Source organism: Pseudarthrobacter oxydans, assembly GCF_034258515.1.
Lineage (GTDB): Bacteria > Actinomycetota > Actinomycetes > Actinomycetales > Micrococcaceae > Arthrobacter.
Genome location: NZ_CP139438.1, coordinates 2,511,026 through 2,533,968 on the forward strand (window position 1 = coordinate 2,511,026; position 22,943 = coordinate 2,533,968).

Sequence of the window (22,943 nt, forward strand, 5' to 3'; positions counted from 1 at the left end):
TTGACGAAACGGAGCATTGCGGCGTCGGTTCTTCATGTCATCTTTAATTTGTTCCGAATGAGTACCTGCCTGAGGTCTGAGCGGCGCAGGAATGAACCGCTACAAAACGCCGCCGGGGGCCCAACCAGTTAAAGAAAAAAGGCCATCGGGAGATGGCCTTTTAGCGCCTTGTAGGGCCGGGTAAATGACGTTCAAGCAATAAGGAAGGCCCCCGAAAAGTTACGGGGGCCTTCGATATTTATTGTCGTTTTGGTTGCGTTACAGATTCAAGACGGTCTGGAGTGGCTTCCGTTGCGGACTTGTCCAACCTCATCGGGGTAGTCAACCGTATCGTGCATCAGGTGTATGCGGTCTCATTAGGCGGCCACTTCCGTTACAGATGCAAATCCGTGTGCAAACTACGGAATGGGAATCCGCGCAGCTTCCTGCACCAGCGGATCGGAGATCATCATTGTGGGGCACTAAGTGACTTTGATGCCTGGCTTCAGCACCCCTTTGCCGCTATAAGTTTGAAGAGACCTTGATTCGGAAACTTTTTGGGCGCGTCAATATTGGCGAACGGGGGAAAATGTCGGACGTTGGACTTTCTGAATTCGGCAATCATGAGACTTTCTATATCCGCAGCGGTTCCTTCGGGGAGGCATTTCCAGCAGATCAGCAAGCTGTCCCTATCGGCAATGCGCCACACCAGACGTCCTCCGAAGTGATTCGCCCCGCCGCTAAACCCGCAGCTTTGGAACTCTCGTACACGGTTGGCCAACCCGTTTCGCCGCTCCCCTTCTTCACCCCTGAGGGGAGCCTTGCCGATGTAGAGAATTTCGGGGTTCTCCTCGGGCCATCGGCCAGCTACAGCTTCCGTGCTCATGACCGGTAGACGGGGATTGGGGTGGTCGTCTTCGATGAAAATCGGCCTGGTTCTGCTGGGCCGCACCACCACGTACACGCCCTCAACGTCAGCGCTCCCCCGGGGGCCGAGGACGTCAACACGAGTCAGAGTCTTTAGCCCGATGAAACCCTGGAAGTGAGCCGCCTCAAGGCCAGCACGTGAGTAATCCATAGAATCCCCTCATTCATTTGCACCGGCTGAGTCAACCAGGTCTAGAACTCGAAGGTGGTGTTCGGGTCGGCCATGGCCCGCTGCAGTTCGCCAATATTGCCGATGTCCGCCAGTGGCGATGTCCGGGCAACTTCGACGATGCCCCCGAGGACTGCCTGCATGGCTGGCACGTCGCCGGCCGCAACCGCCACGTCAAGACTCTCGAAGAGTCGTTTATGCGTCTCGTGGCGCTCCTCGTAGGTCCGGTCCAGGTAGTATCGAAGGGCGTTCTCGGATGCTTTGATCCTCGCGACCTCGGTCTCCCGATATGTCTTGAGCTTCTCGCGTTTCGTGCTCTCCGTCTCGTGGATGTGGATCGCCTCGCGCAAAAATCCCACGATCTCGTTGAACGCGCCGAGCGCATCAGCGGAGCTGACCCGATCCACCGCCGGCGGCAGCACTTTGCCCTCGTGTACGCGTTTCTGATCAGTCATCCGTGGCCTCCGTGGTTGTATCGCGGTATCTAAACGTGAGTTGTTCGGTAGTCCCATCGAGGCTGCCGTCCTCGCCAACGGCTGGCACGCTGATAACTTGTCCCACCGCCTTAACGAGCGTAAAGGCGACAAGGAGCCGCTTGGCGTGAAGCTCGCTGGTGGAGTCGAACGGCTCGGACTCGAGAACGTCAATCGCCTCCGTCGCCTGGGATACCAGATGGCTGAGGACTCCGTCCTGCTCCCGCCCCCACTCCTGCACCCCGCGGTGGAGCTCGTCCTGCACATCGAGCTGCGCTATCGCGACGTCGACATTTGTTCGGTGCTCCTCAGCCTGGCTTAGTGCTTTGGTTCCATGCATCTTCACCGTGACACCGGCGCCGAGGAGACTCACTCCCGCACCTGCGACATTGAGCATGAGCCCGCCCAATTCCATGCCGCCACCGCCTGAAACGTAGCTTCCGCCGCCGAAGAATGCCAGTATGGCCCGCTCTGCCGCGGCCCCGTTGAGGGTTTTTATTCGGGTCCCGGTACTGGCGCGCGCAAACTCTTTCGCCGCGGCAAGCAGGGCAACCCGTGTTGCGGCGCTGGCGGCTACAGGGCCGCCGAGGCTACCGACCCATCCCACGACGTCAGGGTAGATCGTGGGCCTTTCTCGGACGTGAGTGTTCGATCCGTCGACTCCGTCGAGGATAGGGCGCTCTTTCGTTCGAACCTGCATGCCCTGCCTCACGAGGAAGTCTTCCATCCGGACGATGACATCGCGCTCAGCCCGTTCCTGCGTCTGCCCAAAGGCCTGCAGCACTGCATCCGTGCGATCGGCCTGGGCGAGGTGGAGGACCTTGCGCTTCTCGTAGCGTGCCGAGTGTAGCCCGATCTGCTTATTAGCATCCCGGATCTGCACGCCGCCCTGGGCGCCGAAAAAGAGGCCGGCGCTACCAGTGAGAGAGCTCGTTATGACGATCGCGAGCGGGACAATCGGTAGAACCACAGCGGGCACCTCCAGGACGGGACTACGAAGCGATCGCAGGCTCTGTGATCGTACAACAGCAGGACGAACTGGGCCTGTCGCCGGGTGCTTATGCGCATCGAAGCTGGAAGAACTACGCGGGCACCGGCACCGGGCCGCCCTGCGACATCGCGAGAAAGATACTTGGATCGACCAGCTCTGGTCGATCCAAGTATGTAGCGTCCAGGCTGTTAGAACCCTATCCAGAATGGGGGCTACAACGCTTAATGAGAAACGAGGTTCGCTTCTCTCTAGGCGGATCAGAATCCAGCCAGGGGTTGAAGCCCTCGGCGCCTGCATCAAACATCTACCCCATAAGGTCGCATTCCTGCAGGAATTCCTGCCACAGTGACTCGCTGACGCTTTCACTGGCATAGCGCACGCGCAACTCGTCGCAGATCTTGAGCGCAGCCGCGCTTGGGGCTGTCGAAGCCATTGCCGAAACGAAGTCACTGAGTTGGAAGCCAGCCAAGCCACTAGGATTGTCCAAGCTCTCCCCGTATTCATCGAGAATTGAGGTGGCAGCGAGATCTGCGGCGTGGTGCACCACGACCAAGGCAGATTCGTACTTCGATCCTTGACTCTGCCGAGCGTACGCCATACCCAGGGCGTGACACCGCGCCAACCGATTCATTGTTGTCGAGTTGAGCACACCCTCTTGATCGGTCCATAGCGAGGTTGACACGCCCAACTCGATGTATCGCTCGTTCCGGTGTATCGCGATTTTGCGACTGTTCATTCGGTCCGTGTACTTGACTTCGACGACGACGGCAAGAATCCCCGCTTCTGTCTCGAACTCAATCAGGGTATCGACCCTCGTCCTGTCGCCAAGCAGCGCGGCGGGACTTGCCGGCGCATACTCGATGGCACAAGCACGTACCGTTAGCAGGTCATCACGATGCAGCAGCTTAGAGAAGCAGGCAAGCAGCCACGTCGGATTGGCTTTCAACGAGGCTAGCAGGTTAATCGTCAGCGTCTGACTGGAGGTCAGGTACTGCAGGCAACGAACTGGATCCACACCCCAGCCTTGCTTGCGACGAGCCAAATACTCCACATGTGCCAGGTTCCCAACAAAGTTTCGGCCCTCTTTGGCCTCTCTTTCTGGCAACACGCTGCCAAGAGGTTTCGGCGAGCGGCTTTCTAAAATCCCATAGCCCTCAATGCCCATGATGTTTAGGCGCAACCATGACTGGTGGAAACGAACACGGCGGGCAAATCCTCGTTCTCCCGGTAGCAAGGGACCCAAGCCCTGATCCAGGAGCCAACTGTCTTCAGCGTTGGCTTACTTCAAGGACGTCGCCCCCATCAATGACAAGCTGGGACTAGGGCCGATCGCGCCAAGGCAAAATTGCTGGCCTCTCACTCACCCGACAAACGGTTGTCATATCAGTTCCCGCTCACTTCTGCGTCGGTCTACTTGCGGACTCAGATACAGGGGCTGATCTCCAAGCCGGCGTTCAGGGCCAGCCGTGCGGCTGCACCTCTCCGGATTCGACTGTAGTAGTCGCAAAGTAACTCGGCAGAATCGGCCCTCATAGGCATTCCCGGGCCATGGCACACAGTTGCCACCCCTGAGCTGAACGGGAACGCCGGCTAGGTGCCTGCAGCAGGAGGTGGTTACTAGGAACACCAGGCCGGGTGCCGACTGCGCCGGAAATCTGGCTATGGCGGCACCGCCGACCCGGATAAAATAGCGTTTCCCCCGCCCCAGCCGCACTAAGGATCTCCCGCACAAATGACTCATGAGGAACCAGGGCTCTTCGACCTGCCCGCGGCAGCACCCCCTTCTCTAGTCATCGAAGACGTTCCGATCTCTCCCGAACAGATCGCGAGCATCCGAAGTGCCTTTGACACTGCCGGAATCGCCGATATGGCTGAACGCCAGGAGGTCATTCAAAGCTGCGTCATCCGAAGGATCTCGAACATCCGGGAACTGTATTCACGCGACGTTCGCCAGGTGCTGGCACGCATTGAGGGATGGGGTAGCAAGTCCGAACCTACCTCCGGCTCGGCTTGGGACAACCGGGAAGAAGACACCTGGATCGACAAGCTCTAGGCTCCCCTGACCGAAACCCCGCAACTCGCCGGCCACGGGCGAGCCAGGACCGTAAACACACCTCGCAAGGTTGGTAATGTAAGCCAGTGGTGTCTATATGTACGGAAGCATGTCTCGTGGGGGAACTGGTGTGGAGCAAGACCGCTGGATCGAAGTAAGCGATTCGCAGTTCCCGCATGAGATCGAGGGCCTTGCCTACCTCAGGAACAAGATCCCAGCGCAGAGCCCCTACCGAGTATGGAGCAACTTCGAGTTCCGGGACGGCCGCGGCGGCTGGCATGAAGTCGACGCTCTCTTACTCGGCCGTGGCGGCCTCCACCTCTTGGAGCTCAAGTATTATTCCGGCCGGCTGACCGGCAATGACACTCAGTGGCTCCGTGACGGTAGACGCGCTGAACCTTCTCCCCTTCTGCTAGCAAGGCGCAAGGCGCAGTACCTGGCCTCAAAGCTCAAAGACGCCCTCGCTGACTGGGCACGCGAAAAGGGCATTGGGTTCGACGAGGTGCGCGGCCTTGTCCCCTTCGTCAATCAGGCCGTATTCCTTCACCACCCGCGGTTTGTCAGCGAACTCCCCCCTTCCTCGGCGCTCGGTCTCTATGGACTCGATGAAGCGGAAGCTATCAGCCATCTTCCTGGCATCAGCGATCTCATTGGCCAGGAACCTCGTGCCAACGCTGCCATCGGTCAGAACCAGGAAGCGATCCTCGTAGATCTCATGGCGCGCATCGGCCTGGTCCAGCGCCGCGAACGCGAGGCGGGGTCGTGGATCATTGCAGACGGAGCCCTTGACGAGGGCCCGGGATGGCAAGACTGGAGCGGCTATCACAAGGTCTCCAAGCAGGAAACGGTCCGGATCCGTTTCCAGGTCACGCCGCCGGGAACATCGCAGTCCGTAGCCAGCCGCAACTACAAGATCGCCGAACACGAGTTCCGGCTCATGAGTCGGCTTTCACATGACGGGCTCTTGAGGCCCCGCGATCTGGTCGACTCTGAGCTCGGGGTCGGATTGGTTTACGACTATTCCGATGGCATGCAGCGACTGGATCTCTGGCTCGCGGGGCAGCCTAACGGGCTGCCCTTGGATCAGCGCTTGTCCATCATCCGTCAGCTGGCAGAAGCCCTAGACTACGCGCACCGTAACCAAGTGGTCCACCGTGGATTGAGTCCGAAGGCCGTCTGGGTCAAGACTGTTCACGGACAGCCCAAGGTCCTTATCGGCGACTGGCAAAGCGCTGGCCTAGCCTCAGGTCAGGTCCTCACCGGGCACGCCGCCGACGGCGTCACTTCCTTGCTGGACCGCAGGCCGGACCCCAATCAGGCAGACGCGTGGCTGACCGAAGCTTTTGAAGCCCCAGAGGGACGCTGGCAACCGGAATCAGCAGATCGTATCCGGGTGGACGTCTTTTCTCTTGGAGCCTTGGCTTACTTCATCCTCGCATCGCAACGTCCCGCTGATTCGTCGCTGGTCCTTGCGGAGCGCCTCCGGAACCAGCGTGGCCTGGACCTGTCCCTCGAGCTGCCCTCTATCTCGCCAAGCATCCGCGAAGCCGTGCTGGGTGCCACCAGGCCCGCCCCCGGCGAGCGGTTCGACGGCGTTGGTAAGTTCGTGGACGCCTTGTTCGATTCCTCCTCGCCCTCCGCCTTAGCAAGTGAGGACGTCGACGCCGTCGAGGCTGCTCCGGGCACGGTTTTGGCTGACGGACGATTTACTGTCGTTCGCCGGCTCGGGCGCGGCTCGACTGCGGTCGGGCTGCTGGTTAAAGACGCGGACGACGACGGCGCGCAGCGGGTGTTGAAGGTTGCGGTGGACGCGAAGGCGGCGCAACGGCTCCACGAAGAGGCCGCAGTGTTGCGTGCGCTGTCCGGTCCGCGCTTGGTCAAGATTGTCGATGGGCCGCTCTCCCTCGGCGACCGCTCAGCCTTGCTGCTGGAGAGCGCTGGCGAGCAAACGCTCAGCGAGCTGCTGCGCGAGCGTAAACGTCTCTCCCTGGACCTGCTGGAAAGACTCGGCCGGGACCTCCTTGAGGCACTTGTCCAGCTGGACAAGGACGGTGTTGATCACCGCGACATCAAGCCAGGCAACTTGGGCGTTCGGACGGAGCGCAGCGGCAAACACCTCGTACTGTTCGACTTCTCCCTGTCCCGTGCTGCGGCATCGGACATAGCTGCAGGCACCCCTCCCTATCTGGATCCATTCCTCGGTGGCCTCCGCTCGCGGTTCGATTCCGCGGCGGAACGGTACGCCGCCGCCGTCGTACTGTTTGAAATGGCAACCGGCCACACGCCGTTCTATGGTGACCCGCTTGCCAACCCCGCGTCCGTACCGGACGAAGCCACCATCGAGGCCCACGACTTCGACCGGGCCGTTGCCCCGCGCCTCGTCTCCTTCTTCCGCACGGCGCTGGCCCGCGAAGCCAAGCGACGCTATGACACCGCTACGGAGATGCTGGAAAACTGGCGGGCTGCGTTCCCGACAGATGCCACCACCGCCCCGGAGAACTCGGATGAACTCGCGGCTGTGGCCACACCGGCCACCCCGCTGGAGCAGTCCGGCCTTTCGGCGCGCGCCCTCTCCGCCCTGGAACCGCTCGGAGTCACCACGGTTGGGGAGCTCACGGCCGTCGACCCAATCCGGCTCAACGCCCTTCGGGGCGTTGCACTCGCCACCCGCCGGGAGGCTTCCGCGCGAGCAAGCCTCTGGCGGGAAAAGTTCGGAGAGAAGAAGCAGGGAAACCAGACGACCGCTCCGCTTCCCTCGGTGCTGGCCCTTGCCGAACAGCTCATCGAGGCAGCTGGAACACGGAAGGCAGTGCAGTCCCGAGCTGCCGCCGGCCTGATCCTTGGCACCTACGGCGATGTGGACGCGTTTGCCACCCAGGCGCAGCTGGGTGCAAACCTGCCCAACCCTGTCACTGCGGCCGGCGCGAACCAGCTCGTCGGGAAACTCCAGACTTCCTGGGCCGAGGAACCACGCGTGCTGGGCTACCTGCGTCACCTGACCAGCGTGGTAAACCAACGCCTTGCTGCCCTTGGCGGGACGGCAACGGTCGACGAACTGGCCGCAGAAGTGCTCGCCCAGACCACGATCGAGTCCGAGCGAACCGGCGAGAACGAACGCATCGCCCGAGGTCTCCTGCGGATCGTCATTGACCGTCAGCGGGCCCTCAAGCGCGCAGATGTCAACGACGAACCCCTTGAACTGCGCCGGCGGGAGGGCAGCGCGCTGTTGATCGCCAGCGAGGCACCGTTGCTAGATGTGGCAGAACGACTGGGCCGTGAAGGCGATGCGCTGCTTGCGGAGTCGACGGCGCAGCCCGCCCTTGTTCCTGCCGAACGGGTCCAGCAGCGGCTGTCGGCGATACTCGACGCTGCAGGCATCGAAGAGCCTTTGCTGCGCGATAGGGTCCGGCTGGCCCGCTTGGCCGCCGCGCTGTCCCGTCATGCCGCAGCGTCCGGTTCCGGCGAGCTGCACCACCGGGATCTGTCCCAGGTCGAGGCGCTGGGGCTTGCCCTGCGCGGAGTGGCGGGGCCGCAGCGACTTTCGCCCCGCGAAATCGTGGACCGCGTGCGCGTCCGCTTCCCGGCCGTGCAGGGTCTTCCGACGTCAGGACGTCTCGCCGAGCTTCTCCGTGAGGCTGGCCTGGACCTGGTCCACGACCCCGATTCCGGGACATACGGTGCGCCCACCATTGTGGAACCATCACAGAGCAGTTCCTCACGTCTAGGCACAGGAACGCATGTCGGCGGCCTTGGGTCCGGCGCATACACCCCGGAGCAAAGGCTTACCGAAAGTGTCACCCTGCGGTCCTTCCTGGCGTTGGGTGCCCGCGCCGACCGCTGCGGCGCGCTGGCCGACCGGCTGGAAGCGGAGTTCAACGCGCAACGGATCGATGTCACTGCACTGCTGCTGGACGAGCTGAAGTCCCTGAGCCTCCGGGAGGGTTTCCCGTCCTGGGAGGCGCTGGTGCGCGCGGACGCGCAGCCCGAGAATGACCGGGCTTCCCGCGGTGTGTCCGCAGCAGTGAAGCTGGCCGTGCCCGTTGTCGAGACGGCCATCGCGCAGGCGACTGCCGACGTTCCCGAACAGGAATCCCGACCGGTCCTCATCGTCGAAGCTTCCCCCTTGGTCCGCTATGGACATGCCGATCTCATCCGGCGTTGGAGCGATCTGGCCACCCCCCGCGGCCAGGCGGTGTGGGTGATTCTGCCCCAGGTCGGAGCGAACCAAGGACCGCTGCTCGACGGCGCCTCGGTTCAGACCTCCCCTAACCAGTATCTCCGTGTCGAAACCGCCTGGATTGACGCCCAGACAGACCTCATCCCGGCAGCCGTCGAAGGAGCCACCGCATGACCATTGGCAAGGAACTCACCCCCAAGCTGCAGAAGCTGGTACTCCGGGTCGAAGACGACCTGCGCGCCAGGCTGGAAGAAGATCGGGAGCTCAAAGCCAAGTGGCAGTCCGAGCATGCGGAGGCCCTGCGCGCCGAGCGCACCTCCTCCGCCTGGGTCAGCTGGCGTGACGACCGCATCACCCAGGCTGCCGTCGGCTGGGTCCTCACCACGGTTTTCCTGCGCTTCTGCGAGGACAATGCATTGCTCTCCAAGGTCTGGATCTCCGGTCCCGGCGCCCGCCGCCAGGAAGCGTTCGACGCCGAAAACGCCTACTTCCGCGCCCACCCCGAAAACACGTGGCGCGAATGGATTCTGGAAGGCATTACCCACCTGCGGTCCTTCCCGGCCACCGCTGCCCTGGTCGACGAACACGCCGCACTCTGGCAGGTCTCCCCGTCCGGTGCCATGGCCAAGGAAATCCTGGACTTCTGGCGCGCCACCGACGAGGCAGGCGTCCCGGTCTACGACTTCCAGGATGGCGAACTTTCCACCCGCTTCCTGGGCGACCTTTACCAGGACCTCTCTGAATACGCGAAGAAGACCTTCGCACTGCTCCAGACCCCCGAGTTCGTCGAGGAATTCATCCTCGACCAAACCCTTACCCCTGCGTTGGCCGAGCGCCCGCTGGAAGGGTTCAAGCTCATCGACCCCACCTGCGGCTCCGGGCACTTCCTTCTTGGCGGATTCCAGCGGCTGCTATCAGCGTGGGACTCCAAGGCACCGAACCTGGAAGCCCGCGACCGCGTTCAAAAGGCACTCAACGCGATCCACGGCGTGGACCTCAATCCCTTTGCGGTGGCCATCGCCCGCTTCCGGCTCACCATCGCCGCACTTCAGGCTACGGACGAGCTCGATCTGGAGCGGGCTCCCGACTTCAGCTTCCACTTGGCCGTCGGCGACTCGCTGCTGCATGGACGGGCGCAGCGCGAGTTCCGATTTGAGGGCTTCGACGCCGATGCGGAGTTATCCGGATTCGCATACGCCACCGAGGACCTCGAACAGCTCAAGCGGATCCTAAGGCCAGGTCAGTACGACGTGGTGGTAGGCAATCCGCCCTACATCACGGTTAAGGACAAGACCCTTAACGCGGCTTACCGCAAGCTGTACAAGACGTGTAAGGGAACTTATGCCTTGTCCGTGCCGTTCATGGAGCGGTTCTTTGGTTTGGCCAAACACGGTACCGATTCCCAGCCCGCGGGCTGGACGGGCCAGATCACCTCGAACTCCTTCATGAAACGAGAGTTCGGGTCCAAGATCATCGAGGAGTACCTCACTCGGCAGGACCTGCGTCTGGTCGTGGACACTTCCGGCGCTTACATCCCCGGCCACGGCACCCCGACGGTCATCCTTGTTGGCCGGCACCAACACCCCGTCAGCCAGACAGTGCGTGCCGTCCTAGGCGTGCAGGGGGAACCGGGGCAGCCCTCGGACCCGGCCAACGGGATAGTATGGCGAGCAATCACAGACCACATCGATATGCCCGGACACAATGACCAATGGATTTCCGTTGCCGACCTTCCCCGTCGTAGCTTCGCCACCCATCCGTGGAGCTTAACGGGCGGTGGGGCCACGGCCCTGATGGATGCGATTTCGCTATCTGCCAACCAGGCCCTGGGAGATGTGAGCAAAGAGATCGGCTTTGCTGCCGTAACTCGTGAAGATGAAGCCTACTTAGTAGGGGAGGCGACCCTTCGCCGAAAAAGGATCGCAAAAGAGAATATGCTGCCGCTTGTCGCCGGGGAGGTAGTTCGTGATTGGCGAGTTAGTGATGCTGTTGTAGCACTTTGGCCCTACGACGCCTCAACGCTGAAGGGCCACGCCGATTCGCACATATTGAAGTTTCTTTGGCCCTACAGATCCATGCTGGCGTCCCGAGTTGCGTACGGCTTGACGCAGATCGAACGTGGGCTTGAGTGGTACGAGTACTCGATGTTTTTCGACAAGCGTTATCGAATCCCCCTCTCCATTACGTTCGCGTTCGTCGCGACGCATAACCATTTTGTACTCGACCGCGGGGGGAAAGTTTTCAAACAGTCCGCCCCCGTGATCAAGCTGCCAGAGGGAGCCTCGGAGGATGAACACCTTGCCCTACTCGGCGTCCTCAATTCCTCGACCGCTTGCTTCTGGCTAAAACAGAACAGCTACCCAAAAGGCGGCGATCCTGTTGGAAACGATGGCGCGCGCGTCTCGCAGCAGCCATGGTCGGACCGTTACGAATTCACGGGCACAACACTGCAGGACTTTCCGCTGCCTTCATCGATGCCGCTGAGCCGGGGTCGGCACCTCGATGAGCTCGCGCAATCTATAGCAGCAGTATCTCCCTCCTCTTGCGTGGAGACCGCGCATCCGACAGCTTCTGCACTGTCGGATGCCCGGAAGTTGGCCCAGAATCTCCTTGGTCAGATGGTGGCGGCCCAGGAGGAATTGGACTGGGAGACGTACCGCCTTTATGGACTGATCGATGAGGACCTGACCTACAAGTGTGAATCGTTGCCGGCGCTCGAGCTTGGACAGCGGGTCTTCGAAATCGTGCTGGCACGACAGATCGCCAACGGCACCACTTCGTCCGCATGGTTCTCCCGCCACGGCTCCACACAGGTCACCGAGATCCCTCCCGAATGGCCGGCAGACTACCGAGAACTTGTAGAGCGCCGGCTCGGTGTCATCGAAACCAACCCCAACATTCGGTTCCTCGAGAAGCCCGAGTTCAAGCGGCGCTGGGCAACCGAGCCGTGGGACAAGCAGCAGGAACAGGCCCTGCGCGGCTGGCTTCTGGACAGGCTGGAAGTTCCCTCCTTCTGGTTCGACGCGCAGGACCGCCCGACGGCGCGCAGCCTCTCCCAGCTGGCCGACATGGTATCCCGCGACGCTGACCTAGTCAGCGTTTTGGCGCTGTGGGACGGAACTATCGACGTCGACGTCTCCAAGGCCCTCACCAGGCTGCTGACCGACGAAGCTGTCCCTTATCTGGCCGCCCAGCGGCTCAAGGAACCCGGCTTGCGCAAGCGCGAAGCGTGGGGGGAAACCTGGGAGCTGCAGCGGCGGGAAGACAATGGCGAAAAAGTCGGCAAGATCCCAGTTCCGCCTAAATACACCACTGCAGACTTTCGGAACACGTCCTGGTGGCAAGCCCGCGGAAAACTCGACCTGCCCAAGGAACGGTTCATCCTGTACCCGGACGCGGGACGTTCTACTGACCCGACGTTGCTGCTCGGCTGGGCGGGGTGGGACCACGTCCAGCAGTTCCTCGTTCTGGCCACCATCATGGATGAACGGATCGCCGAAGGTTCGGAAGATGCTCAGCTGATCCCACTGATAGCCGGTATGGCGGAAGTACTGCCATGGGTGGAGCAGTGGCATGGCGATCTGGATCCGAACTTCGGCATGAGCATGGCCGAGTTCTGTTCCGGACAATTGGAGGAACGGATGACCCAGCTCAATGTCTCGAACACCGATCTGAAGGCATGGCGTCCTGCCACGGCCACCCGCGGCCGCCGTGCCGTCAAGGAGAACGCATGACCATCCTGCTTCGCAACGTCTTCGACATTCCTGAACGCGCGGGCGTGGAGGACTATGTCCTCCGCCTCACCGACGCCGTCAGCGGCGACGGCGCCCGGCACGCCCTCGACGACTATGTAGTCACGCCATCTTTGGTCGAGGCGTTCGATTCCGCAATGGGACTAGTGTCCAACGCGCTCACCACGGGCATCAACCGCGGGGCGTTCCTGACCGGGTCCTTCGGCTCTGGTAAGTCCCACTTCATGGCTGTCCTTCACGCGCTGCTGCGTCATGATCCGAAGGCACGTTCAGTAGCGGAGCTGCAGGAAACCGTGGCCCGCCATGACTCCGTCTTGTCCGGCCGGAATATTCTGCCGCTGGCCTTCCATTTCTTGGACGGCAAGTCGATGGAACAAGTCATCTTCGACGCCTACGTCCGCCATATCCAAGTCGCGCACAATGGTACATCCTTGCCCGCCCTCTTCGCGTCCGACGCACTCCTTGAGGACGCCGAGAATCTGCGACAGCAGATCGGAGACGATGCGTTCCTTCAGGGCCTGGGCGGCGGGCAGGTCGACGATGAGTTCGATGAATTTTCCGGCTTACTCGGCTCAAGCGGCTGGGGGCTCGACCGCTATAAGACTGCTCTCACCGCGCCGGCTCAGAGCGTAGAGCGACAGTCGCTTGTCAGCGCCCTGGTCGGGACGTACTTCAAGGCCTACGTACGCTCCGGTGAGTACGTGGATCTGGACACAGGCCTCGCCGCCATGTCTGCACACGCCAAGTCGCTGGGGTACGACGCCGTCGTCCTGTTCCTCGATGAACTGGTCCTCTGGCTTGCCTTCGGCATGCATGAACCGGAGTTTTTCCGCCGGGAATCGCAGAAGCTGACTAAATTAGTGGAGGGCTCCTACGGGAGCCTTGAGGCCCCGCTGGTCTCCTTTGTGGCCAGGCAGATGGACCTGCGTAAGTGGTTCGCCGACGCCGGTGCCAACGGTGTCCAGCAGGAGGCGCTCGAATCCGCGTTCCGGCACCAGGAGGGACGCTTCGCAAAGATCGAACTGGGCGATGACAACCTCCCGTTCGTCGCCAGCAAGCGCCTCCTGAAGCCCACGGACGACTCCGCCAGACAGTCCGTAGACGATGCCTTCACCCGGCTGGACCGCAACCCTAAAGTCTGGGACGTGCTGCTTGACGGGGTCAATTCCGATGACCAGCACCGTGGTTCGGATGAGAAAGCCTTCCGGCTCACCTACCCGTTTGCCCCCGCCTTGGTCTCCACCTTGCGTTCCCTGGCCAGCGTCATGCAGCGCGACCGCACCGCACTGAAAGTCATGCAGCAGATGCTGGTTGACCGTCGGAACACGATGAGCATCGAGGAGGTCATACCCGTAGGCGACAGTTTCGATTACATCGTCAAGGGTCAGGCCGGGGCCGCCCTCGACGCGCAGGCTGCGGCGCTCTTCCGATCCGCCACCCAGCTGTACCAGGACAAGCTGCTGCCCAAGCTTCTCTCGACCCACCACCTTGCCGCTGCCGACCTGCAGGACCAGTCCCGGCTGACTCCGGCATTTCGCGCGGACGACCGACTCGCCAAGACGCTACTGCTCTCCGCTGTCGCTCCCAACGTCCCCGCCCTGAAGGCGCTGACGGCGGCCCGGCTCGCTTCGCTGAACCACGGATCCATCGCTTCCCCGCTGCCCGGCGGAGAGGCCAACATTGTGCTGGCCAAGGTCAAGAACTGGTCCCGTGAGGTGCCCGAAATCCATGTGGGCTCGGAACCGCTGAACCCCATCATCCGGGTCCAACTGTCTAATGTGGACTACGAGTCAATCGTGGAGAAAGCCAAAGGCGAAGACAACCCCGGGCGCCAGCGTGAGCTTATCCGCAAGCTGGTAGCCGAAGGGCTCGGCCTGGAACTCGGCGACCCCGATGCATGGAACGTTTACCGGCACCCGGTGGTTTGGCGCGGCTCCAAACGCGAGGTCGAACTGGTCTTCGGCAATGTGCGCGATGCAGGCTGGCTCACAGACGAGCATTTCCGTGCAGGGGCCGGCGCCTGGCGCTTCGTCGTCGACCACCCCTTCGATGAACAACAGCACACCGCCACCGAGGACATCGAGCGCATCGAAAACTTGCGCGCCCGCAATTTCACCTCGCGAACGGTCGTCTGGCTACCCCGCTTCCTCTCGTCAGATTCGATGCGTGACTTGCGCCGGCTCGTGGTTCTCGACTGGTTGTTGGAAGGCACCGGAGACCGGTGGAACAGCCACGCCAATCACCTCAGTGAAGTCGACCGCCAACAGGCCCGCGGCATCCTCGAATCTCAGCAAGCGGCCCTGCGCGAGGGCTTGCTACGTATCATCCAGCAGGCTTACGGAGCAGCGACCCCCGCACCCGGGGCCCTGCTCGAAGATCCCGCGCACGTGGAGGTCCTGTACTCCCTGGACCCGGAGTACGTGCCGCAGCCCCCTGTCGGGGCCACCCTCGGGGCAGGTTTCAGGCAGTTAGTGAATCGTGCTTTCGAATCCGCTTACCCGGGCCACCCTCGCTTCGAGCCGGAGGACACCGAGGTCAGGGTTGCCGACCTCAAGGCGGTTGCCGCCGCGCTTGAGGCCGCCGCTGCCGATCCTGAAGGCCGCGCCCCCTACCCGGGAGATGCCCGGACAGTCCGCAGGATCGCCAACCCTTTAGAAGTCGGGCTCGCAGGAGAAACTCATTTCCTCTTCGGTGACGGCCGCTTCGGACCGTGGGGTGCCGCGCTTGAGCGAGGGCTCTCCCGCGCCGGCATAGGCAATGACGACCCCGTCACCGTTTCGAAGCTGCGCGAAATCATCGCCGGAGTCGAACCGGCACATGGGCTGCGCAACGAGGTCTCGGACCTGATCGTCATCGCGTGGGGTTTGTTGCGCCAGCGTGCCTGGTTCAACCATGGCGGAGCCTTATCCGCCACCCCACCGCCTGGTTCGCTCCAGCCCAGCATGGAGCTGCGCCCGCAGCCGATGCCCACTGAAGAGGAATGGGAGGCCGCCCGGGCCACCACGGGCCGCGTCTTGGGTATCGAGGCTCCAAAGTACCGCACCCCGGCCGCCGTGGCCACCCTTGCCGACGCGACCCGAACGCTCGCACGCCGCACTGTTACTGATGCTGATGTGCTCGTCAACGCCTTGGAGTCCGCCGCAACAAGACTCGGGATCGACGGCGGGCCACGCCTTCAACTTGCCCGCGGGATTGCATCTACTCTGGGAGCGCTGCAGCACCAGAACGGTGTCACGCTGATCCAGACCCTGGCTGGCCTTGATCTCCCGGCTTCGCCAGAGGAAGCGGCAGCATCCCTGGCCCGCGCCAAGGAAGTTGCCGCAGCCGTATCGACCTTCGCGTGGAACCGGCTGGCTCCCGTCCGTGAAGCTGCCAAGGGGCAAGATACTCGCGCGGATGCCGCCCAAAACATCCTCGACCAGCTCACGACCGCCCTGAGCGGCCATGAGCACGCCTACGCATGCGCGAAGGCGCTCAAGACCGCCGAAGACGGAATATTTGATTGGCTCGCCACGGCGTCGCCCCCACCTGTCATGCCTCCCATTCCTGTCTCTCCACCTGTTCCACCGGTGGTTACACCCGAACCTACCGAAGGTAAACCCGAACGTCCGGACGATGTCGACCTTCCGCTCACGCCGCCGCAGTCAGTAACTCCAGGTGGTGAGTGGCGCACAGCCCGTGGCGGAGACAACGTGGTAGCCGAACTGCAGGAGTTCATCCTTGAAAACCCTGGTCGCCGTGTCGAGGTGCAATGGAGGATCGTCGGGTGAACGGCCAGGCAGTCGTTCAGGGCACGGTGAGCACCGCAGTTGTCCGTTCCCTTATTTCCGCGGCCCGCAAGCACGGCACTCAGCGCGTGATCGGTCTCCGTGCAGTCCCGGACGCCGATGCTGAACGACGCTTTGCGGATTCCGGGGAACGAGTACACGTACTGCCGTGTGTTTCGTCGCTGGCCATCCGAGACGCGTTGCGCAACCGTGCCGGTAATGAATGGCTCGTGATCCTGACGGACCGGCCGGAAGAGGATCTGGGGGCCGGAATCCTTGGGCACTTTGCGAACCAGAGGCTTCAGACACCAGGTGCGTGGGAAGCACTCAAGGAACGTTTCGGTGCTGATCGAATCGACCGCCCGCTGTCCACTCTCAAGCAGCGGCTGCCAGTGGCACAAGGCCTATTGCGCATCACCCCGGATGAAGGATGGCCTGCAGCTCCCGGAGCAGTCCTGACCATCGACCATGCCTTCGCTTCAGTCGCGGAGCGGCAGCTGGCACTGCAGCGTGGTCCGGTAGATGGCCTCAGCGTCCTCGAATGGACCATGCGGACCGATGCCACAGATCGTATGGCAGACCTGCGCGAGTTTGGCGGTGACGAACTTGCTGACGCAGTTCTTCAATGGCTGACCGACCGCGCAGGGCTGGCAGGGAAGCCGCTCCTGAGGTTTCTTCTCACCGGCCGCGCCGCCGAAGCAGTGCCGGTCGGCATCGCCTTGAACGTGCTTACCGAGACTGGGGGGCGGACAGCCCAGGACCGGCAGCTCAGCGAGCTTGCGCTGGCACGGCTCGAGCACCTCTGGGCCGGTTCCGCGGAACCCATTACCCCCTCCATGCTGGCGGCACTCGGTAAGTCAGCCCGCAACGTTGTCGAAGCGCAACTGGAGGATCCGGCTCGCTGGCAGGAGGCCCACGCGGCCTTGCAGGCGGCCGACAGATTACTCACTAAGATCCAGGCTTCCAGCTTGGGCCGAGATTCGCAGCTGCTCCCCGCGGGACTCACCGCGATGCTACAACGGCTCGCGGAAATGCTACGTTCTTTCCCTGAGTCCGGGATCGACGCCGTGGAAAAGGCCTGGGCAGCGGCCGAAGACCACCGTCTGGCATATCCGCTACGAGGCAACGCCCAGGATCCGCGCGTGGCCCCATTCCACGCTGCCGTCAGATTGGCCCGCTGGCTCACCGGCAAAAACACTCTTCCCAACGGTTTCATCGATGCCGTGCATTTGCATGCTCACGTCCACGCTTGGGTCGACGCCGCCTACAACGACGTGGCTGCCGGCGTCAGCGACCAACTCTTGGGCGAAGGTCTCGCCACCATCCTGCGACTCACTGAGCAACGGCGCCACGGCCATGACCGAGAATTTGCGCGGCTGCTGGCCACGTCGACCTCCTTGGACGAAGGCAGAGCGACAGGCCACTTGGACGGCGCAGGAGACCCCGTGTGGCATCTGGAGCGCTTGCTGCCCTCAGTGGTTCTGCCGCTCGCCCGAGCAAAGAACACACTCCTCCTGGTTCTCGACGGCATGAGCGCCGCCAGCGCCGCGGAACTCTCCTCCACCGTGCTCCACGGGAACGAGGGCTGGGCCGAGGTTATTCCGGCTGCATCGGAACGCCGTGGGTCCGCCGTGGCCGTGCTGCCAACGCTCACGAACCTCAGCCGAGCTTCCTTGTTCAGCGGCGAGTTGACGTCGGGAGGGCAGTCCCGCGAATTGTCCGGCTTCGCCGCAGTGACAAAGGCCGGCGGGATCGCCCAATCACAGCTCTTCCACAAGGCGCCCCTGGATTCGTCACGTCCTGGATTGGCCCTGCAGGACGACATTTCCGTTGCCATCGCCGACCAACGGACCCCGCTCGTGGCCTGCGTTCTGAACACCATTGATGACGCCCTGGACAAGAGCGACCCGGCCGGAACCACGTGGACGCCTGACACCGTCCGGCACCTGCGACCGTTGCTATCCGCCGCGATGGCCGCCGGACGCACCGTGGTCATGACGTCCGATCACGGGCACATCGTGGAGCGTCGCCGCGGGGAACTGCGCGCGTTCGGTGAAGCGAGCAGCGCACGGTCCCGGCTGCCGGAGACCCCTATTGGTGAAGATGAGGTTCTTGTCCAAGGACGCCGGGTTCTCGCCGAGGGAGGGCGCGCAGTACTCGCCGTCGATGAAACCCTGCGCTACGGACCGATCAAGGCCGGATACCACGGGGGCGCTTCCCCCGCAGAGGTTGTCATTCCGGTCGTTGTCTTAATTCCAGGCGACAACGTCCCCGGCGGGTGGAAGCTGGCGCCGTCACAGGAACCGCTGTGGTGGTCGGTTGTGGCCACCGGCGCCGCGGTGCGCCCGGCGATCCCGGGTGCCGGGCTGACGAAGACCGCCAAGGACAACACTCCATCGATGCTCGACATCCTCGACTCCCCAGACCAGATGCCCGCTGCGCCGCGGTTGGGCGCCGCCGTGGTGTCCTCAAGCATGTACAAGGCGCAGAAAGGGATCGCGGGCCGACTCGCAGTCTCCGATAACCAAGTCGCTTCGCTGCTCGATGCGCTGGCCGCCGGGCCCGGGACCCGCTTGGCCAAGGAGGCTGCCGCCGTCGTCCTCCAGGTCGCACCCGCGCGCATGGATGGCGCGGTGGCCCAACTGCAGAAGCTGCTCAACGTCGAAGGCTACGGGGTGTTGCGTGTCGACGGTTCCATGCTGGTCCTGGACGCACGGCTGCTCCGCGAACAGTTCGGGGTGACAGATCGTGGCTGACGTCTCGCCTCGCAGGCGCCGTGAAGTGATCGACGCGTTGCGGCGCGGCACGGTTCCTTCCAACGGGCTCGATCTGCTGGCCGTCGGTCTGGAGCGTTTCCAGCGCGCCGTCGACGAGGAACTCGAGACGGTCGCAGGTAGTGGTGCCGTGGTCAAGGCTGTCCGTGGTGAGTACGGCACGGGTAAGACGTTCTACACCCGGCATCTTGCGGAGAAGGCGCTCAAGAAGGGTTTCGCCGCCGCCGAAGTGCAGATTTCCGAGACTGAGTCCCCGCTGCATAAGCTTGAAACCGTCTACCGGCGGATCACCGAATCGCTGCGCACTGCTTCGGTGGCGCCCAGCGCGTTCCGTTCCGTCCTGGATGCTTGGCTGTTCACCCTTGAGGACGATGCCATCGCCGCAGACCCCGCGCTGGCTACCGCTTCAGCGGCTGAGTTAGCGGCTGCCGCGGATGAGTTGCTGGACCGGCGATTGGCCGAGGTCAGTGCGAAGACACCTGCCTTTGCCCAGGCACTCCGCGGTTACCGTGCGGCCGTAGCCGCTGGAGATGCTGTGGTCGCGGACGGGCTTGCCGCATGGCTCGGTGGGCAGCCTCATGTGGGCGCTGCGGCCAAGCGCGGGGCCGGCATCCGTGGCGATCTCGATCACTTCGGTGCCTTGGGATTCCTGCAGGGTCTGCTGCTGATCCTGCGCGACGCCGGGCATCCCGGCCTGCTGGTGGTTTTGGACGAGGTCGAGACCCTGCAACGAATGCGCTCGGATGTGCGGGACAAAGCCCTCAACGCGCTGCGCCAGCTCATGGACGAAGTGGATTCCGGTCGGTTCCCAGGGCTGTATCTGGTTCTGACTGGAACACCGGCTTTCTTCACTGGCCCATCGGGAGTGCCCCGCCTGGCGCCCCTTGCACAGCGCTTGGCGACGGATTTCGGCACCGATTCGCGCTTCGACAACCCCCGGGCCGTACAGATCCGTTTGGCCGGCTTTGACCGTGAAGCGCTTGAAGCGTTGGGTATCAAGGTACGGGACCTTTACCTTCTCGGTGCCGACGCTCCTGACCGTATCCGCCAGCTCGTCGACGATCCCTACGTCACTGAGCTGGCCGGCGCGGTGACCGGTGGTCTGGGCGGCAAGGTGGGCATCGCGCCAAGGATCTTCCTCAAAAAGCTCATCAGTGACGTACTAGACCGCGTTGACCAGTTCGCTGACTTCGATCCGCGCCAGCACTACGCTTTAACCCTGGCCCGCGAGGAACTAAGCCCGGAGGAACGCAACGCCGTTGGCGGCACCGTCGGAGTGGCCGGCGGCTATGTGGCAACCGCGGACGACGTCGAACTCAACCTATGACGCAGCGTGTGGGTTTCGAGGCGCTGAACAGCGTGGTCCAGCACCATATCGCCAACACGCTGGGCTGGGGCAGCCTGCGGCCGTTGCAGTCAGAGTCCATTGGTCCCGTACTGGGCGGCAACGATTGCCTGCTCCTGGCTCCCACAGCTGGCGGTAAGACCGAAGCAGCCTTGTTCCCGTTGCTGACCCGCATGGCTGAGGATGGCTGGTCCGGCACCTCCGTGCTCTACGTATGTCCGTTGCGCGCGCTGCTGAATAACTTGGAGCCTCGGATCGCTTCCTACGCTGGCTGGCTCGGACGCACCGCGGCGGTCCGGCACGGCGACACCACTGCAGGCGCCCGCAAGCGTCAGGTCTTTGACCGACCGGACATCCTGCTGACGACCCCGGAATCGCTCGAGTCCATGCTGGTCTCCACCCTGGCGGATCCGCGACAACTCTTTGCAGATGTACGTGCCATCGTCGTCGACGAGGTCCATGCCTTTGCCGGTGACGATCGGGGTTGGCACTTCTTGGGAGTTGTGGAACGCATTTCTAAGCTGTCTGGCCGTCCCCTCCAGAGGATCGGACTGTCCGCGACGGTAGGCAATGCGCCGGAACTCTTGTCTTGGCTGCAAGGTAGCAATCGGATCTCGGAGAAACCTGCGTCCGTCATTGCTCCGGACGGTGGCTCTGCGGCCTTACCGGAGATGCAACTCGACTTCGTGGGGAGCGACCTGAATGCCGCCAAAGTGATCGCTGCCCTGCATCGCGGCGAGAAACGCCTCGTCTTCGCAGATTCGCGACGAACGGTGGAAAAGGTGTCGCTGGGGCTGCGCGACCTTGAGGTGGAGACTTTCGTTTCGCATTCATCCTTGTCCGTGGACGCGCGCAGGCAGGCTGAAACAGCATTCTCGCAGGCCCGCAATTGCGTCATCGTCTCCACTTCTACCTTGGAACTCGGCATCGACGTAGGCGACCTCGATAGGGTCGTCCAGATCGGTGCACCGCGCACCGTGGCGTCGGTATTGCAGCGGCTCGGCCGGACCGGCCGCCGACAGGGAACCGAGCGGAACATGCTGTTCCTGTCCACGGACGACGCGCAGTTCCTTCGCGCCTGTGGCCTACTGTTGCTCTGGTCTGAGGGCTATGTGGAGCCTGTCACTCCCCCGCCGACTCCTTTGCACGTGGCAGCACAACAACTTTTGGGGCTGACACTCCAGGAACGGCGAATCGGGGCCAATACTTGGGACGAGTGGTTCTCTGGGCTCGAGCTCGCCTCTCCAGTCGAGTGGCAGAAGATTGCCGCCTGGTTGGTGAAAACGGGACACCTCGATTCCGACCAGGGAATGCTCTTCATGGGTCCTGAGGCTGAGCGTAAGTACGGGGGCATCCACTACCGGGACCTCATGGCCGTGTTCACGGCTGACCCGCAGGTAGTCATTCTGCACGGGCGCGAGGAAATCGGCTCCGTTGACCCAATGGTCCTCCAGCGCAAAGTCGATGGTCCACGCCTCCTTACACTCGGAGGCAGGGCTTGGCAAGTGAACTACGTCGATTGGAAACGCCACCGCGCCTACGTTGAACCATCGGCAAACGCCGCGGACTCCAAATGGTCAAGCATGCCGCAGCCGGAGTCCTATGCCCTGAGCGATGCAACGCGGCGGGTGCTTCTCGGGGCCACTCCCGCCGGCGTCTTGCTATCCAAAAGGGCTGCGACCAAGTTGGGCGAGCTGCGGGAGGAGTATTCCCAGCGGGTACTGGATGGTTCCACAGTTTTAGTCCGCGAGCCTAACGGGAGACTTCGCTGGTGGACTTGGGCCGGCGCCCGCGCGAACGCCGTGCTGGTCGCGGGGTTGCTCGACCTGGCACCTGACTTACTGGACGAATCGCGGGCCCACAACAACTGGCAAATCGGATTACGCGGCGACACCACCACTCCGGCTCTGACTGAGGCCATGAGGCAGATCGTGCTATTGCTCAAAGACGAGGCGCCGAGCCTACTTCCACGGGTTGACGACCGAGCCCTCAGAACGCTGAAGTTTGCTGAACTTCTTCCTGCTTCATTGGCCGTGAGCACCCTTGCTGAGCGAAGCAGCGATCATGCGGGTGCTTCGACGGTCGCCGCAAGACCCGTTGCCTCCGTCTAGTTCCCGAGGCGGCATGCTGGCCACCAGCCATGATGGACGCCTTGCGGCACCTATAGGCTCGCCGTATGCCACGAGCAATCTCCAACGACTGCGGGCGTTACCTGGTCACGACAGCTACTGGGAGCCAGTACGTGGTCAATCTAGACCACCGAACCATCGCCCGGAACATGGCGGCGACTTCAACGCTAGTTGACTTCTTAGAAGCTCGATTCTCACAGCTCCGTCGCGACGGCGAAGAACTTGAACGGGTCTGCTGAAGGTCTAGTTGACAGCTTGTCAAGCAAACCTTCAGCAGTCCCGCCCGTGAACGGTACCAACGTCGACAACTACTCCACTGTCTGGGATGACTTCGCCCATGACCTGGTTAAGCGAACCGCTCTTTCCCCTCCGGAGCTATTGACCCCCTGGTTCTGGATCACGTCATC

The 22,943-nt window shown here is 62.6% G+C and carries 11 protein-coding genes; 7 read left to right on the forward strand and 4 right to left on the reverse strand.

The window, feature by feature from the left end; translation table 11 throughout:
- Positions 1-484: 484 nt before the first annotated feature.
- The 4 genes from SMD14_RS11340 to SMD14_RS11355 form a co-directional block, all read right to left on the reverse strand.
- Positions 485-1,057 carry a hypothetical protein gene (locus SMD14_RS11340; RefSeq protein ID WP_321213700.1) on the reverse strand — a complete coding sequence of 191 codons (573 nt, stop codon included), beginning with the start codon at positions 1,055-1,057 and terminating at the stop codon, positions 485-487.
- Between the two features lie 41 nt (positions 1,058-1,098).
- On the reverse strand, positions 1,099-1,530 hold the full coding sequence (locus SMD14_RS11345) for a hypothetical protein (RefSeq protein ID WP_321213701.1): 432 nt from the start codon (positions 1,528-1,530) through the stop codon (positions 1,099-1,101).
- Entirely contained in the window at positions 1,523-2,518 is a 996-nt protein-coding gene (locus SMD14_RS11350; RefSeq protein WP_321213702.1) for a hypothetical protein, read from the reverse strand. Before SMD14_RS11350 ends, SMD14_RS11345 begins: the two co-directional genes overlap by 8 nt.
- A 325-nt stretch (positions 2,519-2,843) precedes the next feature.
- Complete coding sequence (locus SMD14_RS11355; protein WP_321213703.1) at positions 2,844-3,704, reverse strand: PGN_0703 family putative restriction endonuclease; 861 nt, start codon at positions 3,702-3,704, stop codon at positions 2,844-2,846.
- Between the two features lie 567 nt (positions 3,705-4,271).
- Between SMD14_RS11355 and SMD14_RS11360 the strand changes: the two genes are divergently transcribed.
- The 7 genes from SMD14_RS11360 (at position 4,272) to SMD14_RS11390 (ending at position 22,518) form a co-directional block, all read left to right on the forward strand.
- Entirely contained in the window at positions 4,272-4,592 is a 321-nt protein-coding gene (locus SMD14_RS11360; RefSeq protein ID WP_321213704.1) for a hypothetical protein, read from the forward strand.
- Between the two features lie 130 nt (positions 4,593-4,722).
- Positions 4,723-8,943, forward strand: a complete 4,221-nt coding sequence (pglW, locus tag SMD14_RS11365; RefSeq protein ID WP_321213705.1) for a BREX system serine/threonine kinase PglW — start codon at positions 4,723-4,725, stop codon at positions 8,941-8,943.
- Complete coding sequence (gene pglX, locus SMD14_RS11370; protein WP_321213706.1) at positions 8,940-12,503, forward strand: BREX-2 system adenine-specific DNA-methyltransferase PglX; 3,564 nt, start codon at positions 8,940-8,942, stop codon at positions 12,501-12,503. The genes pglW and pglX overlap by 4 nt, the downstream gene beginning before the upstream one ends.
- Positions 12,500-16,291: a DUF6079 family protein gene (locus SMD14_RS11375; RefSeq protein WP_321213707.1), complete on the forward strand. Its 3,792-nt coding sequence runs from the start codon at positions 12,500-12,502 to the stop codon at positions 16,289-16,291. Before pglX ends, SMD14_RS11375 begins: the two co-directional genes overlap by 4 nt.
- Positions 16,288-19,044: a BREX-2 system phosphatase PglZ gene (pglZ, locus tag SMD14_RS11380; protein WP_321213708.1), complete on the forward strand. Its 2,757-nt coding sequence runs from the start codon at positions 16,288-16,290 to the stop codon at positions 19,042-19,044. Before SMD14_RS11375 ends, pglZ begins: the two co-directional genes overlap by 4 nt.
- Positions 19,037-20,389 (forward strand): BREX system ATP-binding protein BrxD, encoded by a 1,353-nt coding sequence (brxD, locus tag SMD14_RS11385; RefSeq protein WP_321213709.1) that lies wholly within the window; start codon positions 19,037-19,039, stop codon positions 20,387-20,389. The genes pglZ and brxD overlap by 8 nt, the downstream gene beginning before the upstream one ends.
- The gene (locus SMD14_RS11390) at positions 20,386-22,518 is read left to right on the forward strand and encodes a DEAD/DEAH box helicase (protein WP_321213710.1); all 2,133 of its coding nucleotides are present in this window, start codon (positions 20,386-20,388) and stop codon (positions 22,516-22,518) included. The genes brxD and SMD14_RS11390 overlap by 4 nt, the downstream gene beginning before the upstream one ends.
- Positions 22,519-22,943 lie beyond the last annotated feature (425 nt).

What these genes read in the sequence shown, in the direction of transcription:
- SMD14_RS11340 (WP_321213700.1), bottom strand. Translation starts at nt 1,057, where the DNA reads ATGGATTACTCACGTGCTGGCCTTGAGGCGGCTCACTTCCAGGGTTTC.
- SMD14_RS11345 (WP_321213701.1), bottom strand. Translation starts at nt 1,530, where the DNA reads ATGACTGATCAGAAACGCGTACACGAGGGCAAAGTGCTGCCGCCGGCG.
- SMD14_RS11355 (WP_321213703.1), bottom strand. Translation starts at nt 3,704, where the DNA reads ATGGGCATTGAGGGCTATGGGATTTTAGAAAGCCGCTCGCCGAAACCT.
- SMD14_RS11360 (WP_321213704.1), top strand. Translation starts at nt 4,272, where the DNA reads ATGACTCATGAGGAACCAGGGCTCTTCGACCTGCCCGCGGCAGCACCC.
- pglX (WP_321213706.1), top strand. Translation starts at nt 8,940, where the DNA reads ATGACCATTGGCAAGGAACTCACCCCCAAGCTGCAGAAGCTGGTACTC.
- SMD14_RS11375 (WP_321213707.1), top strand. Translation starts at nt 12,500, where the DNA reads ATGACCATCCTGCTTCGCAACGTCTTCGACATTCCTGAACGCGCGGGC.
- SMD14_RS11390 (WP_321213710.1), top strand. Translation starts at nt 20,386, where the DNA reads ATGACGCAGCGTGTGGGTTTCGAGGCGCTGAACAGCGTGGTCCAGCAC.